General features: G+C 53.4%; 14 protein-coding genes, 1 tRNA gene and 1 other RNA gene. 8 read left to right on the plus strand and 8 right to left on the minus strand.

Translation table 11 applies throughout. The annotated features are described in order from the left end of the window. Positions 1-141: 141 nt before the first annotated feature. From dppA to WC7_RS03185, 7 genes are all read right to left on the minus strand, one after another. On the minus strand, positions 142-1,749 hold the full coding sequence (gene dppA, locus WC7_RS03205) for a dipeptide ABC transporter periplasmic-binding protein DppA (protein ID WP_016154904.1): 1,608 nt from the start codon (positions 1,747-1,749) through the stop codon (positions 142-144). Then, positions 1,664-1,900 carry a hypothetical protein gene (locus WC7_RS27020; protein ID WP_137398959.1) on the minus strand — a complete coding sequence of 79 codons (237 nt, stop codon included), beginning with the start codon at positions 1,898-1,900 and terminating at the stop codon, positions 1,664-1,666. The genes dppA and WC7_RS27020 overlap by 86 nt, the downstream gene beginning before the upstream one ends. A gap of 485 nt (positions 1,901-2,385) precedes the next feature. Then, positions 2,386-2,518, minus strand: a non-coding RNA gene (locus WC7_RS26115) — RtT sRNA. Positions 2,519-2,551: 33 nt separating this feature from the next. Continuing rightward, positions 2,552-2,628 (minus strand) — tRNA-Pro (locus tag WC7_RS03200). 91 nt (positions 2,629-2,719) lie between these two features. Then, a complete protein-coding gene (eptB, locus tag WC7_RS03195; protein ID WP_016154905.1) occupies positions 2,720-4,414 on the minus strand; it encodes a kdo(2)-lipid A phosphoethanolamine 7''-transferase in 1,695 nt (564 codons plus the stop codon). Positions 4,415-4,624: 210 nt separating this feature from the next. Further along, a complete protein-coding gene (locus WC7_RS03190) occupies positions 4,625-5,827 on the minus strand; it encodes an L-lactate MFS transporter (RefSeq protein WP_016154906.1) in 1,203 nt (400 codons plus the stop codon). Positions 5,828-6,078: 251 nt separating this feature from the next. Then, entirely contained in the window at positions 6,079-6,780 is a 702-nt protein-coding gene (locus tag WC7_RS03185; RefSeq protein WP_016154907.1) for an autotransporter outer membrane beta-barrel domain-containing protein, read from the minus strand. A 159-nt stretch (positions 6,781-6,939) separates the two neighbouring features. On the opposite strand from WC7_RS03185, the gene tag reads away from it, so the two are divergent. Next, a complete protein-coding gene (gene tag, locus WC7_RS03180) occupies positions 6,940-7,509 on the plus strand; it encodes a DNA-3-methyladenine glycosylase I (protein WP_016154908.1) in 570 nt (189 codons plus the stop codon). Beyond that, positions 7,499-7,939: an N-acetyltransferase gene (locus WC7_RS03175; RefSeq protein ID WP_016154909.1), complete on the plus strand. Its 441-nt coding sequence runs from the start codon at positions 7,499-7,501 to the stop codon at positions 7,937-7,939. Before tag ends, WC7_RS03175 begins: the two co-directional genes overlap by 11 nt. On the opposite strand, the gene WC7_RS03170 is transcribed toward WC7_RS03175, so the two are convergent. Beyond that, positions 7,908-10,241, minus strand: a complete 2,334-nt coding sequence (locus tag WC7_RS03170; protein ID WP_016154910.1) for a molybdopterin guanine dinucleotide-containing S/N-oxide reductase — start codon at positions 10,239-10,241, stop codon at positions 7,908-7,910. The two genes, WC7_RS03175 and WC7_RS03170, sit on opposite strands and share 32 nt — an antisense overlap. Positions 10,242-10,400: 159 nt before the next feature. On the opposite strand from WC7_RS03170, the gene WC7_RS03165 reads away from it, so the two are divergent. The 6 genes from WC7_RS03165 to ghrB all read left to right on the plus strand — a co-directional run bounded on the left by WC7_RS03165 (position 10,401) and on the right by ghrB (position 16,320). Further along, positions 10,401-11,063: an OmpA family lipoprotein gene (locus WC7_RS03165; RefSeq protein WP_016154911.1), complete on the plus strand. Its 663-nt coding sequence runs from the start codon at positions 10,401-10,403 to the stop codon at positions 11,061-11,063. Positions 11,064-11,164: 101 nt separating this feature from the next. Then, positions 11,165-12,181: a LacI family DNA-binding transcriptional regulator gene (locus tag WC7_RS03160; protein WP_005133828.1), complete on the plus strand. Its 1,017-nt coding sequence runs from the start codon at positions 11,165-11,167 to the stop codon at positions 12,179-12,181. A 99-nt stretch (positions 12,182-12,280) separates the two neighbouring features. Further along, positions 12,281-13,030 carry a sugar phosphate isomerase/epimerase family protein gene (locus tag WC7_RS03155; RefSeq protein ID WP_016154912.1) on the plus strand — a complete coding sequence of 250 codons (750 nt, stop codon included), beginning with the start codon at positions 12,281-12,283 and terminating at the stop codon, positions 13,028-13,030. 3 nt (positions 13,031-13,033) lie between these two features. Then, a complete protein-coding gene (locus WC7_RS03150) occupies positions 13,034-13,972 on the plus strand; it encodes a sugar kinase (RefSeq protein WP_016154913.1) in 939 nt (312 codons plus the stop codon). A 70-nt stretch (positions 13,973-14,042) separates the two neighbouring features. Continuing rightward, positions 14,043-15,323, plus strand: coding sequence for an MFS transporter (locus WC7_RS03145; RefSeq protein WP_003827389.1), 1,281 nt, complete (start codon positions 14,043-14,045; stop codon positions 15,321-15,323). A gap of 22 nt (positions 15,324-15,345) precedes the next feature. Further along, entirely contained in the window at positions 15,346-16,320 is a 975-nt protein-coding gene (gene ghrB / locus WC7_RS03140) for a glyoxylate/hydroxypyruvate reductase GhrB (RefSeq protein ID WP_016154914.1), read from the plus strand. Positions 16,321-16,329: the final 9 nt, after the last annotated feature.

A 16,329-nucleotide genomic window follows, 5' to 3' on the forward strand; every position in this document is an offset into this window, starting at 1 on the left:
ACGCACGGCCTGGAACCGTGAATCTGTATTGCTCACAAATCTTATCTCCCCCTCCAGCGAGAGGGAGATAAAGCATTACTGTCAGGTGGCGCTACGGTGACCCGACTTAACGGTCCGTAGCGCTGCCTGGCTTGCTTTTAATTATTCGACAGAGACGTTTTCGAAGTGATGTTTGCCTAATGGATCAACCACATAGCCTTTCACTTCTTTACGTACTGGTTCATACACGGTGGAGTGAGCAACAATCAAAGCCGGGGCCTGATCGTGCATAACAACCTGAGCTTGCTTGTACAGTTCAATACGTTTGTTGTGATCGTCGGTCGCACGCGCCGGCTGGATCAGATCTTCAAACGGCTTGTAGCACCAGCGAGAGTAGTTGGAACCGTCTTTCGCTGCCGCACAGCTGAACAGGGTGGCGAAGAAGTTGTCCGGATCCCCGTTGTCACCGGTCCAACCCATCATCACCGCCTGATGCTCACCCGCTTTGGCGCGTTTCAGATATTCGCCCCACTCGTAGGTCACAATCTTGGCCTGAACGCCGATTTTCGCCCAGTCAGCCTGAACCATTTCCGCCATACGGCGGGCGTTCGGGTTGTAAGGACGCTGTACCGGCATGGCCCACAGCTCAACGGTGAAGCCTTTATCCTGACCCGCTTCCTTCAGCAGCGCTTTAGCCTTTTCAGGATCGTAGGTGTAGTCTTTAACGTCGTCGTTATAGCCCCACATGGTCGGTGGGATCAGGTTTTTCGCGGCAACGCCAGCGCCCTGATATACCGCTTTAATGATGGCTTCTTTGTTCACCGCGTAGGTCAGCGCCTGACGGACTTTCACGTCATCAAACGGTTTTTTCTCGGTGTTGAAAGAGAGGTAGCCAACGTTCAGACCGGCCTGCTCCATCAGGTTAATGTTTTTATCCTGCTTCATGCGCGCGATATCTGCCGGGTTCGGGTACGGCATCACCTGGCACTCGTTCTTCTGCAGTTTGGCGTAACGCACGGAAGCGTCAGGTGTAATGGAGAAGACCAGACGGTCAATCTGTGGCTTGGTGCCCCAGTAACCTTCGAATGCTTTATACAGAATACGGGAGTCTTTCTGGTACTGCTGCAGCTGGAACGGACCGGTCCCAATTGGGTTCAGATCCACTTTCTCCGGGGAACCGGCTTTCAGCATGTTGTCTGCATATTCTTTGGAAAGAATAGAAGCGAAGTCCATCGCCAGGTCAGCCAGGAAAGGCGCTTCCGGGCGAGTCAGCACGAACTGAACGGTTTTATCGTCCACTTTTTTCACTTCGGAGATCAGATCTGGCAGACCCATCCCTTCGAAGTATTCATAGCTACCGCCAGAGACTTTGTGGTAAGGGTTCTGGGCATTTTTCTGACGATCGAAAGAGAACACCACGTCATCGGCGTTTAAATCGCGCGTCGGTTTGAAATCTTTGTTGTCCTGCCACTTCACGCCCTGGCGCAGGTGGAAGGTATAGGTTTTACCGTCTTCGCTGATTTCCCACTTCTCAGCAAGGCCCGGGATCACTTCAGTTGTACCGGTTTTGAACTCGACCAGGCGGTTATAGATCGGTACGGAGCTGGCATCATAGGTTGTGCCAGAGGTGAAAAGCTGTGGGTTAAAGCCTTCAGGAGATCCTTCTGAACAATAAACCAGAGTTTTAGCCTGTACGCTTGCGGCGCAGGTCATAGCCACCAGGCTCAGACCAAGCTTCAGCATCCCTGACTTCTTCAAGGAAATACTCATTCTTCTGCTCCAAATGTGATGTTTGTTGTTTTACCCTTTGCAGTGGGTTTGCACCGCCTGGCCTTTTTTGTTTTTTACCCGGCCGGGTCGGCGTTAAGAGGATAGGGATTCCGTTCACATAAGCGACTGAGTTGCAGTGCGGATTCTCCATGAAATGCCCCTCATGCCCTACAATCTGTCAACAGAATGTGAAAACGTCAATACAGGTAACCGTGATTTACACCAACGGTGAGAATTCGCAAACAAAGATTAAAAAAAGTGCAGAAGGACATTTTCAGCAGGGAAATTTGTGCTACGCGCACTATGCCAGAATAAACATCTTCATATTTCGCAACATTTGGTGATTAACATTTATGCAAATTATTAAAACTTTCTAAATTAATGCTGCATATCTGAGCGATTAATGCCATGAACGCTAAAGCGCACAGCGGAAAATGCCAGGTTCAGCCATAAGTAGCGCAAAAAAAGTTTCAAGCAAATATAAAAAAAGGCAATGGAATATGTCACAGAATCGTTAACAGTCAGTGGGAAGTGGTGCACAATTTTTGCAGATAAAAGGAAGGTCAATTTTGGTCGGAGAGAGGATTACTCGCCACTAATGCAAAAAACCCTGCTCGTTGAGCAGGGTTTTGAATTTGGTCGGTGATAGAGGATTACTCGCCACTGACGTGGCTCGCCCTACGGGCCGTTGCTAACGCAACGTTCTCTCGCTGCGCTCGAGTCGAACCTCTTCCCCCGGAGGTTCTCATCCTCGTGGGTTTCAAATGCAAAAAACCCTGCTCGTTGAGCAGGGTTTTGAATTTGGTCGGTGATAGAGGATTCGAACCTCCGACCCCTTCGTCCCGAACGAAGTGCGCTACCAGGCTGCGCCAATCACCGAATGCGGGGCGCATCTTACTGCTCAGCCGCGCCCCCGTCAATCCCTTAGTATCAAAATGCCATTTGATCGGCGAGAAAGTCAGCAGCCCAATTACTGAGCCGTAACCTTCTTCGCGTCCGGGATACGGCACCAGTTGTTATTCTCGTTAATACCGCCATTTGGCGAGGTATAACCGAGGCAACCCAAAATAGTGTCGTACAGTTCCACATGACGACGCGGCACCTTCATATCAGCTTCTTGCTTCAGGTGTGCAAACGCCTTCGCATGGTCTGGGTCTTCCAGATATTTATCTGACATCCACACCAGCATAGGAACGCGGAACTGCTCTGGCGGAGCCATTTTACGCGGCGTACCGTGCAGGTGCTCACGCTCGTTAATCGACTCACCGTGATCGGCGGCGTAGAACACTATCGCTTTCTTATCCCGCAGTTGATCAAACACTTTGGTAATAAAGTGATCAACATAGGTTACCGAGTTATCAAAAGAGTTAATCATCTCGGCTTTCGAGCAACCGCTATCCACATTGACACACTCCGGCTTCCACTGCGCATAGTCGCGGGTGTAGCGCTGCGTGTAGTTAAAATGCGAACCTTTGGTATGCAGAATAATCAGACGTTTGCCATCATCGTCAGTCGGTTGCAGAGACTGCTGCATTTCGGTAATCAACAGCATATCGTCAACGTTCTTGCCACGGTTACGCGGCTCTGCGCCAATCTGCTCTCGGTAAGCGATGTTCTCCGCCATAGTATTGCTGTAGAACCACATCTCGCTTTGCATCGCGTAGAGGTCTGTCTTGAACCCTAACTGACCGAGCACGGAAAAGACGTTTTGTTCTTTCAGGGTACGCTGCGGGTTTTCTTCCGCCCCACCTTCACGCACAAACATACAGCGCAGCGAAAGCTTGGTCGCCGTGTCACAGGAATATCCACGGAACGCGGCCAGGTTTTTCTCCTGGGCGAGCCTTGGCGTGGTATTTCGCTCATATCCAAAAATCCCCATATGGTCCCAGCGGGTGGTTTCGCCGATAATAAAGACCACATAGGTGTCGTCGAGGTTCTTGGGCTCAACATAGGTAAATTTCTTCGCCGGGTTCATCAGCGATTTGTTGTCTGAGGATTCATCCACCTGTGCCCAGGCGTACAAACCCAGCGCAGAGAGCCAGTTTGACGGCAAATAAGAGTTCGCCACAACCCCGCCATAGCTGGGTAAATCGATACCTGTTTCTCGCTCTACGCTTCTCTGTTGCATGCTCAGCAGGCGAATCGGCACCCATACCATCAGGCCGGCCAGTAAAACTACCGCTACGCTACGCCACCTCATGCCCGGCGTACGAATTTGTCTCATCAACGTGTAGCGGCAGCGGTTACTCCAAATCAGCACCAAGGGAATAATACTGACCGACACCAGCCACACGATGAAATGCCAGCCGACGACTTCTTTCGATAAATCAATATCCGTGGTCATTACGGAGGCGATAATACCGTAACCAATTACCACGTTCAGGAAGGTCATATAATAACTGGCGCCGGCAGAACACAGCACCACACAGGTTGCCAGGACACGCCAGGCGCGGCGGCCAAACAAAGAGAGAAGTCGTAGTAAAAAGAAGGTCACCAGCACAGTGCCGGCCAATTCAACAACCGCGGAGAGTCCTTTCCAGACGGTAAAATCGTGCGCATATCCGCTAAAGCGACGGAAAAATACAGCACAGTTCATAAACAAACCGATATAGATTGCCAGCAAGAAACTGAGTTTCTGCTGCGTCATCGACTTAATGTATCTCATGCAAACAAACCCTGGAAATCGGGATAAAAAACCCTGAGCAGCGATCAATCAGACCTGACAGAGGAAAAATGCGACAACAGCAGAGGTGAAATGTCTACGGGCGCGGGTAAGTAGACCACAGGAGGGAGCAAAAGTGCTTATAGAGAATGAAAATGGCGCATAAATTTTTGTAAATATATGCGCCAGGTATTAATCATACTACTAATAGATTTAGGCGTGCGCCTCGGTATAGACGCTACGTTGTGGCTGACGAATAGTGGTAGAAAGCGCCAGCGAAATGATTAACAGCGCAAAGATAACGCAGAAGGTCACATAGAACCCGCCAAACAGCGAGGCGATAATGGAACCGCAAATGCTACCGATACCGAAGCCCAGGTAAATAACACCGTAGTTTTTAGCCAGGTTATTCAGACCGAAGAACTCGCTGACCAGTGACGGGAATACGGTGATGGTGCCGCCAAAGTTAAATGCGACACAGGCAATTGCCATAAAGAAGGTTACGTCATTCAGCGGCGCGAACAACAGTGCAGCCATACCGACCAGCGAAACGACCTGACCAATGGTGATAACGCGAATACGGGAGATTTTATCGGACAGAATCCCCAGCACCAGACGACCCGACAGGTTCGCAATAGAAATGACGGTAACCGCATTCGCCGCCGTCGCCACATCCATATGCGCCAGGCTTTGTGCGATATCTTTCGCCACGCCAATGACGTACAGACCGCTCATACACGCTGTCAGGAACATGACTGCCAGCATCCAGTACTGCGGTTTGCGCATGGACTGCGCCAGGGTGTAGTCGTTCTCAACCACGCCATTCTTCGCTTTCACTTCCTGATTCGGCGCATCTTTCATCAGCGTGGAGCCAAAGACGATCATCACCAGTACGATCGCACCCCAAATCATGAAGGTTTTTTCCAGGCCCACGGTGCTCAGCAGTTGACTGTCGATAAATTTAAAACCGAGGCTGCCAAGGCCATAAGAACCGATGGCAAAGGCGGAAATCAGCCCTTTACGCTCAGGGAACCATTTTACGCAGTTGGAAAGCGTTAACAGGTAACCTGCGCCGTCCGCCAGACCAACCAGCACACCGGCGCTCAGCCACAGCATAATCAGGCTGTTGGAATGGGCGGTTAAGAAGAAACCGACGCCGAGTAAAATACCGGAGGCCATGGTGACGCGTTTCACGCCAAAACGTTCCTGCAGCTTGCCAGCAACGGAAGAGGAAATCGCCAGCCCGAGGCTCAGCAAGCCAAAAGAAAATGCCACCTGACTGACCGGCGCATCGAGCTTAGAAGAGAGCGCGCCATTAAACAGGCTCCAGGTATAAACAGAACCTAAAGCAAATTGGGTAATAATCGTGCCGATCAGTGTTAGCCAGCGTGTGCGCTGATAATCAGAAGTTTTCATGGCAGTCTTCCTGCATAAGCAAAATGGGAAATTCTCTGCCAACAACCATACCGAAGCGCTTTTATGGCCAGGAGAAAACGGCATGAAATGCCGCCAGGACGGAATGAAATGCCTGGAATGCGGAATGAATGACGAGACAAAAAGTCGGGTTACTGAATTTTATCGTAAGAGTTAGTACACGCTATCGCTGAGGGGCGTGTGATTGTTGATCTCAATATGTAACAGAGATGTTTAGCTGATGATTTTTTGCGTTAAAATTTGGCACTCACTCCCATGGTGTACATATAGTCGCTGTTATTGGTGCTATTCTCCGCCTGCGAAAGCGCCGCGTAAGCCGCCATGTGCCGGTTCAACAGCATATCTGCGCCAACGGTAACATCCAGCCAGTTACCGTCTTGACCCGCCGCCGTCATGCGACTGAGGCCCGACTGCGCTTTCCAGATATTCTCGCCAAACTGCTGGTTATAGCTGATTTGCGCCCACGGTCGCACATCACCGAACTGAGAATTGACTCGCCAACCTAACGTGCTGACGCTGGCATGCCACAGCGGATCATTCTGCGTTACCGACGTCACGCTATCGCCAAATTCGTTGTAAGTAGACGTGGTCGAACCGTCATAATGCAGCGCGGCCACCGGACCGGTCATCACCTGCCTTGAAAGCGGAAAGTTCCAGCCCATACTCATGCCGCTGGTCGCATCCATAGGCGTTTCATCCGCCAGATTCACCACGGGACCCGCCACGTTTTGAGTGGAGCGAATACGTTCTTCCAGAATGTCGTTATAACGTGGTTGGTGATCGCTGTCCCATGTATAACGTTCAGCCGTATGCCCTGACATCGCATCAACGATATATTCTTGTTGCCAGCCATATGCTGTATTGATGAACAGCGCACAAACTACGACGCTCGCCAGAGTTAACCTTTGGCGACCACTACTGTTTCTTATAATCATCAACGCGACTCCAGAAAAGAGCCGAATTCGGCGATATTATTGTCATTGTGTGAAGGATATCGGGCCCATCAGGCCCTGTATTAAATATTGTCTTTTTAGCTGGCGCGTCAAGGCGGGCCGAATGAAATTTTTACGCCAGTAAAAACAGCGAGGAAGAATATGCAGCGTTGCGGATGGGTCAGTCAGGACCCACTTTACATTGCCTACCACGACAAGGAATGGGGCGTCCCCGAAACAGATGGCAACAAGCTGTTCGAAATGATCTGTCTGGAAGGCCAACAGGCCGGTTTATCGTGGATCACTGTGCTTAAGAAACGGGAAAATTATCGCCACGCCTTCCACCATTTTGACCCGGAAAAAGTGGCGGCCATGACCGAAGAAGATGTGGAAAGACTGGTACTGGATGCCGGCATTATTCGCCATCGAGGAAAAATTCAGGCCATTATCGGCAACGCTCGCGCCTTTCTGACCATGGCGCAAAACGGAGAATCGTTTAGCGAGTTCGTCTGGTCGTTTGTTGATAACCAACCGCAACTGACCCGCGCCGCCAACCTGAGCGATATCCCCACCTCTACACCGGCGTCAGATGCACTGTCTAAAGCGTTAAAAAAACGCGGATTTAAGTTTGTCGGCACCACCATTTGTTACTCCTTTATGCAGGCATGCGGCCTGGTCAACGACCATGTCACCACCTGTATCTGTTACCCGGGAGAACAACATGATTCGTGAATCAAAGGCTGACGATCTACCGTCAATTCTGGCGCTGTGGATGGAAAGCACGATCCATGCCCATCCGTTTATCGAAGAAAGCTACTGGCGCGAAAGTGAATCCATCGTGCGGGATGTTTACCTGCCAGCCGCACAAACTTGGGTATGGGAAGAAGAAGGGGTGCTCAAAGGCTTTGCCAGCGTCATTGACGACCGCTTTCTCGGCGCGCTGTTCGTGGCACCTGCCGCCATCAGAAGCGGGATCGGCAAAGCGCTGGTGCAGCATGTGCAGCAGCGCTTTTCGTTACTCAGCCTCGAGGTCTACCAGAAGAATCAATCAGCGGTGAACTTCTACCACGCGCTGGGTTTTCGCATTGAAGATGGCGCATGGCAGGAAGAGACTCACCATCCCACGTGGATTATGGGCTGGCAGGCGGATCAAACGCCGTAAGCGCCAACGTTGGTCCGCTGTATTTTTCGAGCCACGCCAGCGCAGTGTTGCCCGCACAGCCATTCCCCAGCTTCGAGCTGGGGAGATCTTTGGTCAGCACGTTGACGGCGCCATTTTTACAAATACCGTTGGCGGCGAGATCCAAATCAGGCCAGGCGCCCTCATGAATACAGATGACACCGGGTTTAATTCCCGTCGTCACGACCGCTCCCGCCAGAACGTGCCCACGCTGGTTCCACACCCTGACCGTGTCGCCATCCGCAATACCGCGCGCTTTGGCATCCTGCGGATGAATCGTGACGGGCTCACGATCCGCTACCGCATATTGTTCGCGCAACGCGCTGTAATTTAGCTGACTGTGCAAACGGTGCGCCGGATGGGCGGAAAGCAGCTGTAACTGGCCCGGCTCGGCGTTACCGAACCACTCATCCGGCTCCAGCCACATCGGATGCCCCGCACAGTCCGCGTAACCGTAACCGGCAATCCTCGCGGAGTAGATTTCAATTTTACCGCTGTCCGTTTTCAGCGGATGCGCCTGTGGGTTGCGGCGAAAATCCGCGAAACGGATAAACTCCGCGCTGGCGGTGTTTTCCGGCATTTCGATCAGCGCATTCCGCTGCCAAAACTCGGTGAATGGCGGCAACGTCACCTGCTGGCTAGCCCCACACTGCCCGGCAATGTTGTAAAAAGTCTCCAGCCATTCCAGCTCGCTTTTGCCTTCGGTAAATCGCTCATACCCGCCCTTCTCCCAGCGTTCACTCAGCTCGGCAAAGACATCAAAATCATTTCGCGCTTCATCCTGCGGCGATACAACCTGCTTCATCGGCACCAGATGCTGGTTGCTGTAATCGCCGGTCATGGTCAAATCATTACGCTCAAAGGACGTCGTCGCCGGCAGCACGATATCGGCATGCTTCGCTGCGGCTGTCCAGAAACACTCTGAGATAACCACCAGCTCCGGTTTTTGCCAGGCGCGAATCAGACGGTTGGTGTCCTGATGATGGGTGAAGTTAGCGCCGCCCGCCCACCACAGCATACGGATGTCCGGGAAATGGCGGTCCATACCGTTGTGCTGATAAAAACCACCCGGATTCTCCAGCGCTTCAACAATTCGCGCCACCGGGATTTTATCCACCGCGTCGGTGCCGTTTTTAACGCTGCCCTGCATTGAAGCCAGCACCGCAGCACGGCGCGTTGGGTTGCCGCCGTTGGCAAAATGATACGACAGCCCAAAGCCGCCGCCAGGCGTCCCGATTTGCCCGAGCATGGCGGCCAGCGTGACAATCATCCAGTGTTTCTGCTCACCATACTGCTGGCGTTGCATACCCCATCCCGCCATCAGCATGGTGGTTTTTTGGTGAAATATCGCCGCAAGTTCACGTATTTTCGCCGCCGGAACACCACAAATTTCAGTGGCCCATTCTGCCGTTTTTGCAACATCGTCAGATTTGCCCAGCAGATAGTCAGCAAAACGGTCATATCCGGTCGTACACCGAGCGAGAAAGTCCGCGTCGTGCCAGCCGTTTTCCACCAGCGTATGCGCGATACCCAGCATCAGCGCCACGTCGGTCCCCATATGCGGAGCGATCCATTCCATCTTCTCGCCAAAGAAATCGACGCTTTCCGATCGCATCGGATCGATACAGATCAACCGCTTCCCGCTGCCACGCAGTGCCTCAAAGTAAGCGAGGCCCTGCTCGTCGGAGGCGTTCCAGGCAATTTTCAGGGTATTCAGCGGATTGGCGCTCCATAACACCACCACTTCGCTGTTCTCCAGCACCACCGGCCAACTGGTCTGCTGCTGGTAAACTTCGTTACCGCCCACCACGTACGGCATGATGGCCTGCGCAGCACCCGTCGAGTAATCCCCCAGATGCCCGGTATAACCACCCGCCAGCGCCATATAACGCTGTAGCAGGGTCGCTGCTTTGTGTAACACGCCGTTGGAACGCCAGCCGTAGGAACCGGCAAAAATCGAGGCCGGGCCGTAGCTGTCACGGATGCGTTTATGCTGCGTATGGATAAGATTCAGCGCGTCGTCCCAACTGACACGAACAAATTCATCCTGCCCGCGCACCCCCTGCGGATCCTCCGGCGAGGCGAGAAAGCCTTTACGCACCATGGGAAAACGTACCCGCGTTTTACTGTGTACCTGGTCGCGCACCACGGTTTGCAAAGAGTTGGGATGGGCGGTGGGCAGCGCGCCGCGAGAGGAGAAAACCGTCTCGCCATCGGTTTCGACGAGAATAGGTCCCCAGTGGGCAGCGGTTAGCACCGAGTAATGTGCGGGTGAATTAGCCAAGATGGCGCTCCTGAATGCGATGTGACGGCTTATTTATTATGCCGTTCAATGTTACTTACAAATTTCAGAGTCTTCCCTGGAATTTTCTTCATGTTCACACGTCATAATCAACCGCCACGGTCGCTGTGGCAAAGAAGAAAAAGTCATTAAGGAATTAAGATGAAGAAACGTGTTTTTGTTATTGCTGCCATCGTGAGCGGCGCCCTGGCGGTTTCTGGCTGCACAACAAACCCTTACACCGGCGAACGCGAAGCGGGTAAATCCGGCATTGGCGCGGGTATTGGCTCTCTGGTCGGCGCGGGTATTGGCGCACTCTCTTCTTCGAAGAAAGATCGCGGCAAAGGCGCGCTGATTGGTGCGGCGGCTGGCGCGGCCGTTGGCGGCGGTGTCGGCTATTACATGGACGTGCAGGAAGCAAAACTGCGCGACAAAATGCAGGGAACGGGCGTCAGCGTGACGCGCAGTGGCGATAACATCATCCTGAATATGCCAAATAACGTCACCTTCGACAGCAACAGCAGCAACCTGAAACCTGCGGGTGCCAACACCCTGACCGGCGTGGCAATGGTACTGAAAGAGTACAATAAAACCGCCGTCAACGTGCTCGGCTTCACCGACAGCACCGGCAGTCAGGATCTGAATATGCGCCTGTCGCAGCAGCGCGCGGACTCCGTGGCCAGCGCCTTAATCACTCAAGGCGTCGCCGCTAACCGTATCCACACTCAGGGTATGGGCCCGGCAAACCCGATCGCCAGTAACAGCACGGCGGAAGGTAAAGCACAAAACCGCCGCGTAGAGATCACTTTAAGCCCGCTCCAGTAACGTTTTGTGCCGGATAATGGCAGCATCTTATCCGGCATGAAGCACTTGCCATCGTTGATTTTCGCGTTAAGGTGTTGTCACCAAATTTAGGGAAATCAGCGATGAGCAAATCAACACGGGCAACCATCAGCGATGTGGCGAAAGCCGCAAAAACCGGCAAGACCAGCATTTCACGCTACCTCAACGGTGAAAAGCACCTGCTTTCCGACGCGCTACTGGCCCGCATTGAACAAGCCATTGCCGATCTCGACTACCGTCCCAGCCTGATGGCAAGAGGCCTGAAACACGGTCGTACCCGTCTGATTGGTCTGATCATCGCCGATATTACTAATCCCTACTCCGTCAACGTGTTAAGCGGGATTGAAGCCGCCTGTCGCGATAAGGGCTTTACCCCGCTGGTGTGTAACACCAACAACGAAGTGGATCAGGAGCTGCATTATCTCGACCTGCTGCGCAGCTACCAGGTCGAAGGGATTGTGGTCAACGCCGTTGGAATGCGCGAAGAGGGGCTGAACCGCCTGCAACAGTCTGCGCTACCGATGGTACTGATTGACCGTAAAATCCCCGATTTCGCCTGTGATATGGTCGGGCTGGATAACACCCAGGCGGCAACGGTTGCCACTGAACATCTGGTCGAGCAAGGCTTTGAAGCCATCCTGTTCCTCAGCGAACCGCTGGGCATGGTGAATACCCGCCGCGAACGCCTGAGCGCTTTTCGCGCCACGCTCGCACAGTACCCCGGCGTTATCGCGCAAAATGCCGAAGTCCCGCTAACGGACAATACGCAACTGGATGACACGCTGCGCCAGTTTCACCAGCAGCATCGGGGGATGCGCAAAGCCGTTATCTCTGCCAACGGCGCTCTCACGCTGCAGGTTGCCCGCGCCCTGAAGCGCATTGGCCTTAACTGGGGCAGCGATATCGGCCTGCTCGGTTTTGACGAACTGGAATGGGCGGAGCTGGCGGGCGTCGGTATCACCACGTTGAAACAACCCACATGGCAGATTGGCTACACCGCCGTTGAGCAGGTTGTACGCCGAATTGATGGCGGCTCTGCTGCCATTCAGGAACAGGTATTCTCCGGCGAGCTGATCGTGCGCGGCTCAACCGCCCGTTAAATTTCCTTCGTGATGGTGATCATAAATTCGACATCATGAGCTTTTCTTTGGAACCGGTTCCATCTAGCGTTATAACAAGAATGCTAGTCTGGAGTTTCCATGAAAAGAAAAATTATGGTGGTTACCGCCGCCTACGGCTACGACCAGGTGCGGGCCGCAGGCGGGCAAACGGCAATGTTGCCCATCATTGCCGAAGCCGGTGCTGACGGCGTCGAAATCCGCCGCGAGTTATTAACCGACGCCGAGCTGAAAACGCTGTCCACAATGGCCTCTGCAATCGAACTCTTCGGCCTGCTGGCCTGTTATTCAGCGCCTGAACCGTTATTCCTTGAGGATGGGAACCTGAATCCCCGACTTCCTCAGCTCCTCGAAGAAGCGCAGGCCCTACAGGCGCTGTGGTTAAAAGTCTCTCTCGGTCATTTTTCCCATACCGAACAGTTCGACGATTTACGTGAATGGCTGGACAACAGCGGTATGGAGCTGGTTGTGGAAAACGATCAGACCGCCTGCGGACGCCTGCAGCCGATGCAACGCTTTAATGAAGCCTGTCAGACGCAAAACCTGCCGATATCTCTGACTTTCGATATGGGCAACTGGCTGTGGGTTGGCGACTCCCCGGAACAGGCCGCGCAGAACCTGGCGCCAACCGTCGGATATATCCATGTCAAAGCCGCAGTTACGCATCGCGATAGCTACCGTGCCGTACCGCCTGATGAAGCAGATTCACGCTGGCTGGCGCTGTTAAAAACGCTGCCCAACGATGTTCCGCGCGGTATTGAGTTCCCCCTGGAAGGGCAGGATTTGACGGCGGTTACCCGCCACTACGTCGAGCTGTTACGCGAGGAGTAACACATGAAAAATTCACTGGATGCGGTCACTATTGGTGAAGCGATGGCGATGTTTGTCGCCACGCAAACCGGCGAACTGACGGATGTAGAGCAGTTTATCAAGCGCGTTGCAGGCGCTGAACTCAACGTGGCGACCGGTCTTGCTCGTCTGGGCCTGAAGGTCGGCTGGGTGAGCCGCGTAGGCAACGACAGTTTTGGTCGTTTTATCATTAAGTCGCTGGAAAAAGAAGGGATAGATGCGCAGGGAGTTACCCAGGACGGGCGTTACGCTACCGGCTTTCAGCTTAAATCCAAGGTCGAAAATGGAACCGATCCCATTGTGGAGTATTTCCGCAAAGGTTCGGCCGCCAGCCACCTCAGCGTTGAGGATTATCACGAGGACTATTTCGCCAGCGCGCGCCACTTGCACCTGAGCGGCGTGGCGGCTGCGCTTTCTGCCAGCTCCTATGAACTACTGGCGCACACCGCCCGCACGCTGAAAGCCCAAGGGAAGACCATCTCGTTCGACCCAAATTTGCGTCCGGTGCTGTGGAAAAGCGAAGCCGAAATGGTGGAAAAACTGAACCGGCTGGCATTCCAGGCTGACTGGGTTTTACCTGGATTAAAAGAGGGGATGATTTTAACCGGCCAACAGACGCCTGAAGCCATCGCCGACTTTTATCTGCGCCACGGGGTGAAGGCTGTGATCATCAAAACCGGGGCTGATGGTGCCTGGTACAAAACAGCCAGCGGTGAACAAGGTTGCGTTGCACCGGTAAAAGTCGACAACGTGGTCGATACGGTCGGCGCAGGCGATGGCTTTGCCGTGGGTGTTATCAGCGCCCTTCTGGAAGGCCGTTCGCTGCATCAGGCGGTGACCCGCGGCAATAAAATCGGCGCACTGGCCATTCAGGTTCAGGGCGACAGCGAAGGATTACCCACACGTGAACAATTAGGGGAATAAACTCCCGGCCAACTCTGTCTCTGTACCCTACATACAGAGGCGGCGTATCAGCATAACCAGAGGGCAGTCTATGAATAGCTCAACTAATGCAGCAAAACGCTGGTGGTACATTATGCCAATCGTGTTTATCACGTATAGCCTGGCGTACCTTGACCGTGCGAACTTCAGCTTCGCCTCCGCCGCCGGTATCAACGAGGACCTCGGCATTACCAAAGGGATCTCTTCCCTGCTGGGCGCTCTGTTTTTCCTCGGCTATTTCTTCTTTCAGATCCCAGGCGCAATTTACGCAGAACGGCGCAGCGTACGAAAACTGATTTTTGTCTGTCTGATCCTTTGGGGCGCATGCGCGTCGTTAACCGGTATGGTCAGCAATATTCCAATGCTTGCCGCCATCCGCTTTATTCTTGGCGTCGTTGAAGCCGCGGTGATGCCCGCAATGCTGATTTATATCAGCAACTGGTTTACGAAATCCGAGCGCTCGCGCGCTAACACTTTCCTGATCCTCGGTAACCCGGTTACCGTCCTGTGGATGTCTGTGGTTTCCGGTTATCTGATTCAGGCGCTGGGCTGGCGGGAAATGTTTATCATCGAGGGCTTCCCGGCCATCATCTGGGCGTTCTGCTGGTGGGTATTGGTAAAAGACAAACCGTCTCAGGTCGGCTGGCTGTCAGAATCTGAAAAAGCCGCCCTTCAGGCGCAACTGGAAAAAGAGCAGCAAGGCATCAAAGCCGTGCGTAACTATAGCGAGGCCTTCCGTTCACGTAACGTCATCCTGCTGTGCATGCAGTATTTCGCCTGGAGTATTGGCGTCTATGGTTTTGTCCTGTGGCTACCGTCGATTATCCGCAACGGCGGCGCAAATCTGGGCATGGTAGAGGTTGGCTGGCTGTCATCTGTACCTTATCTGGCGGCGACGGCGGCGATGATCCTCGTCTCCTGGGCCTCCGATAAGCTGCAAAACCGTAAACTGTTTGTCTGGCCGCTGTTATTGATAGCCGCTTTCGCTTTTATCGGCTCCTGGGCCGTGGGTGCAGACCACTTCTGGATTTCTTACACGCTGTTAGTTATTGCGGGTGCGGCAATGTACGCCCCATATGGCCCCTTCTTCGCCATCATCCCGGAAATGCTGCCGCGCAACGTCGCCGGGGGTGCAATGGCGCTGATTAACAGCATGGGCGCGCTAGGCTCATTCTTTGGTTCATGGTTTGTCGGCTACCTCAATGGCGCAACCGGCAGCCCATCCGCCTCGTACATTTTTATGGGGGTAGCGCTTTTTGTCTCAGTATGGCTAACTTTAATTGTTAAGCCTGCTAATAATCAGCAATTACCTATTGGCGCACGCCACGCTTAAATTTTAACTTACGGAGATTCGCATGAAGCCGTCCATTATTCTCTATAAAGCGTTACCTGACGATTTACTGCATCGCCTGGAAGAGCATTTTACTGTGACTCATGTGCCTAACCTGCGCCCGGAAACGGTCGCACAGCACGCCGAGGCTTTTGCCAACGCGGAAGGTCTGCTGGGTTCTAGTGAAGCCGTCAATACCGCCCTACTGGAGAGAATGCCCAGGCTACGTGCGACATCCACGATTTCCGTAGGCTATGACAACTTCGACGTCGATGCCCTCAACGCGCGCAAGGTGCTGTTGATGCACACGCCAACCGTGCTGACGGAAACTGTCGCCGATACGGTAATGGCGCTGGTGTTAAGCACAGCTCGCCGCGTAGTAGAAGTTGCTGAACGGGTGAAAATTGGCGAATGGACCAAAAGTATCGGGCCGGACTGGTTTGGTACGGATGTACACCACAAAACGCTGGGGATTGTCGGCATGGGCCGTATTGGTCTGGCGCTGGCGCAACGCGCGCATTTTGGTTTTAGCATGCCGATTCTTTATAACGCGCGCCGTCATCACCAGGAGGCGGAAGAACGCTTCAACGCGCGTTACTGCGACCTCGATACGCTGTTGCAGGAGTCCGATTTTGTCTGCCTGATCCTGCCGTTAACCGCCGAAACGCATCATCTGTTTAGTACCGAACAGTTTGCCAAAATGAAGTCCTCCGCCATTTTCATTAACGCCGGGCGTGGGCCAGTGGTCGATGAAAAAGCGCTGATTGCCGCCCTGCAAAGCGGGGAAATTCATGCCGCAGGCCTGGATGTGTTTGAGCAGGAGCCATTACCAGCAGACTCACCGTTATTGGCGTTGCCAAACGTGGTAGCCGTGCCGCACATAGGTTCAGCTACGCATGAAACGCGCTATAACATGGCGGCCTGTGCGGTGGATAACTTAATCGATGCGCTGCAAGGACGCGTTGAGAAGAATTGCGTGAATCCGCAGGTCGCGCCATAAACAAAAGGC

It is taken from the genome of Citrobacter sp. KTE151 (assembly GCF_000398845.1).
GTDB lineage: Bacteria > Pseudomonadota > Gammaproteobacteria > Enterobacterales > Enterobacteriaceae > Citrobacter > Citrobacter braakii.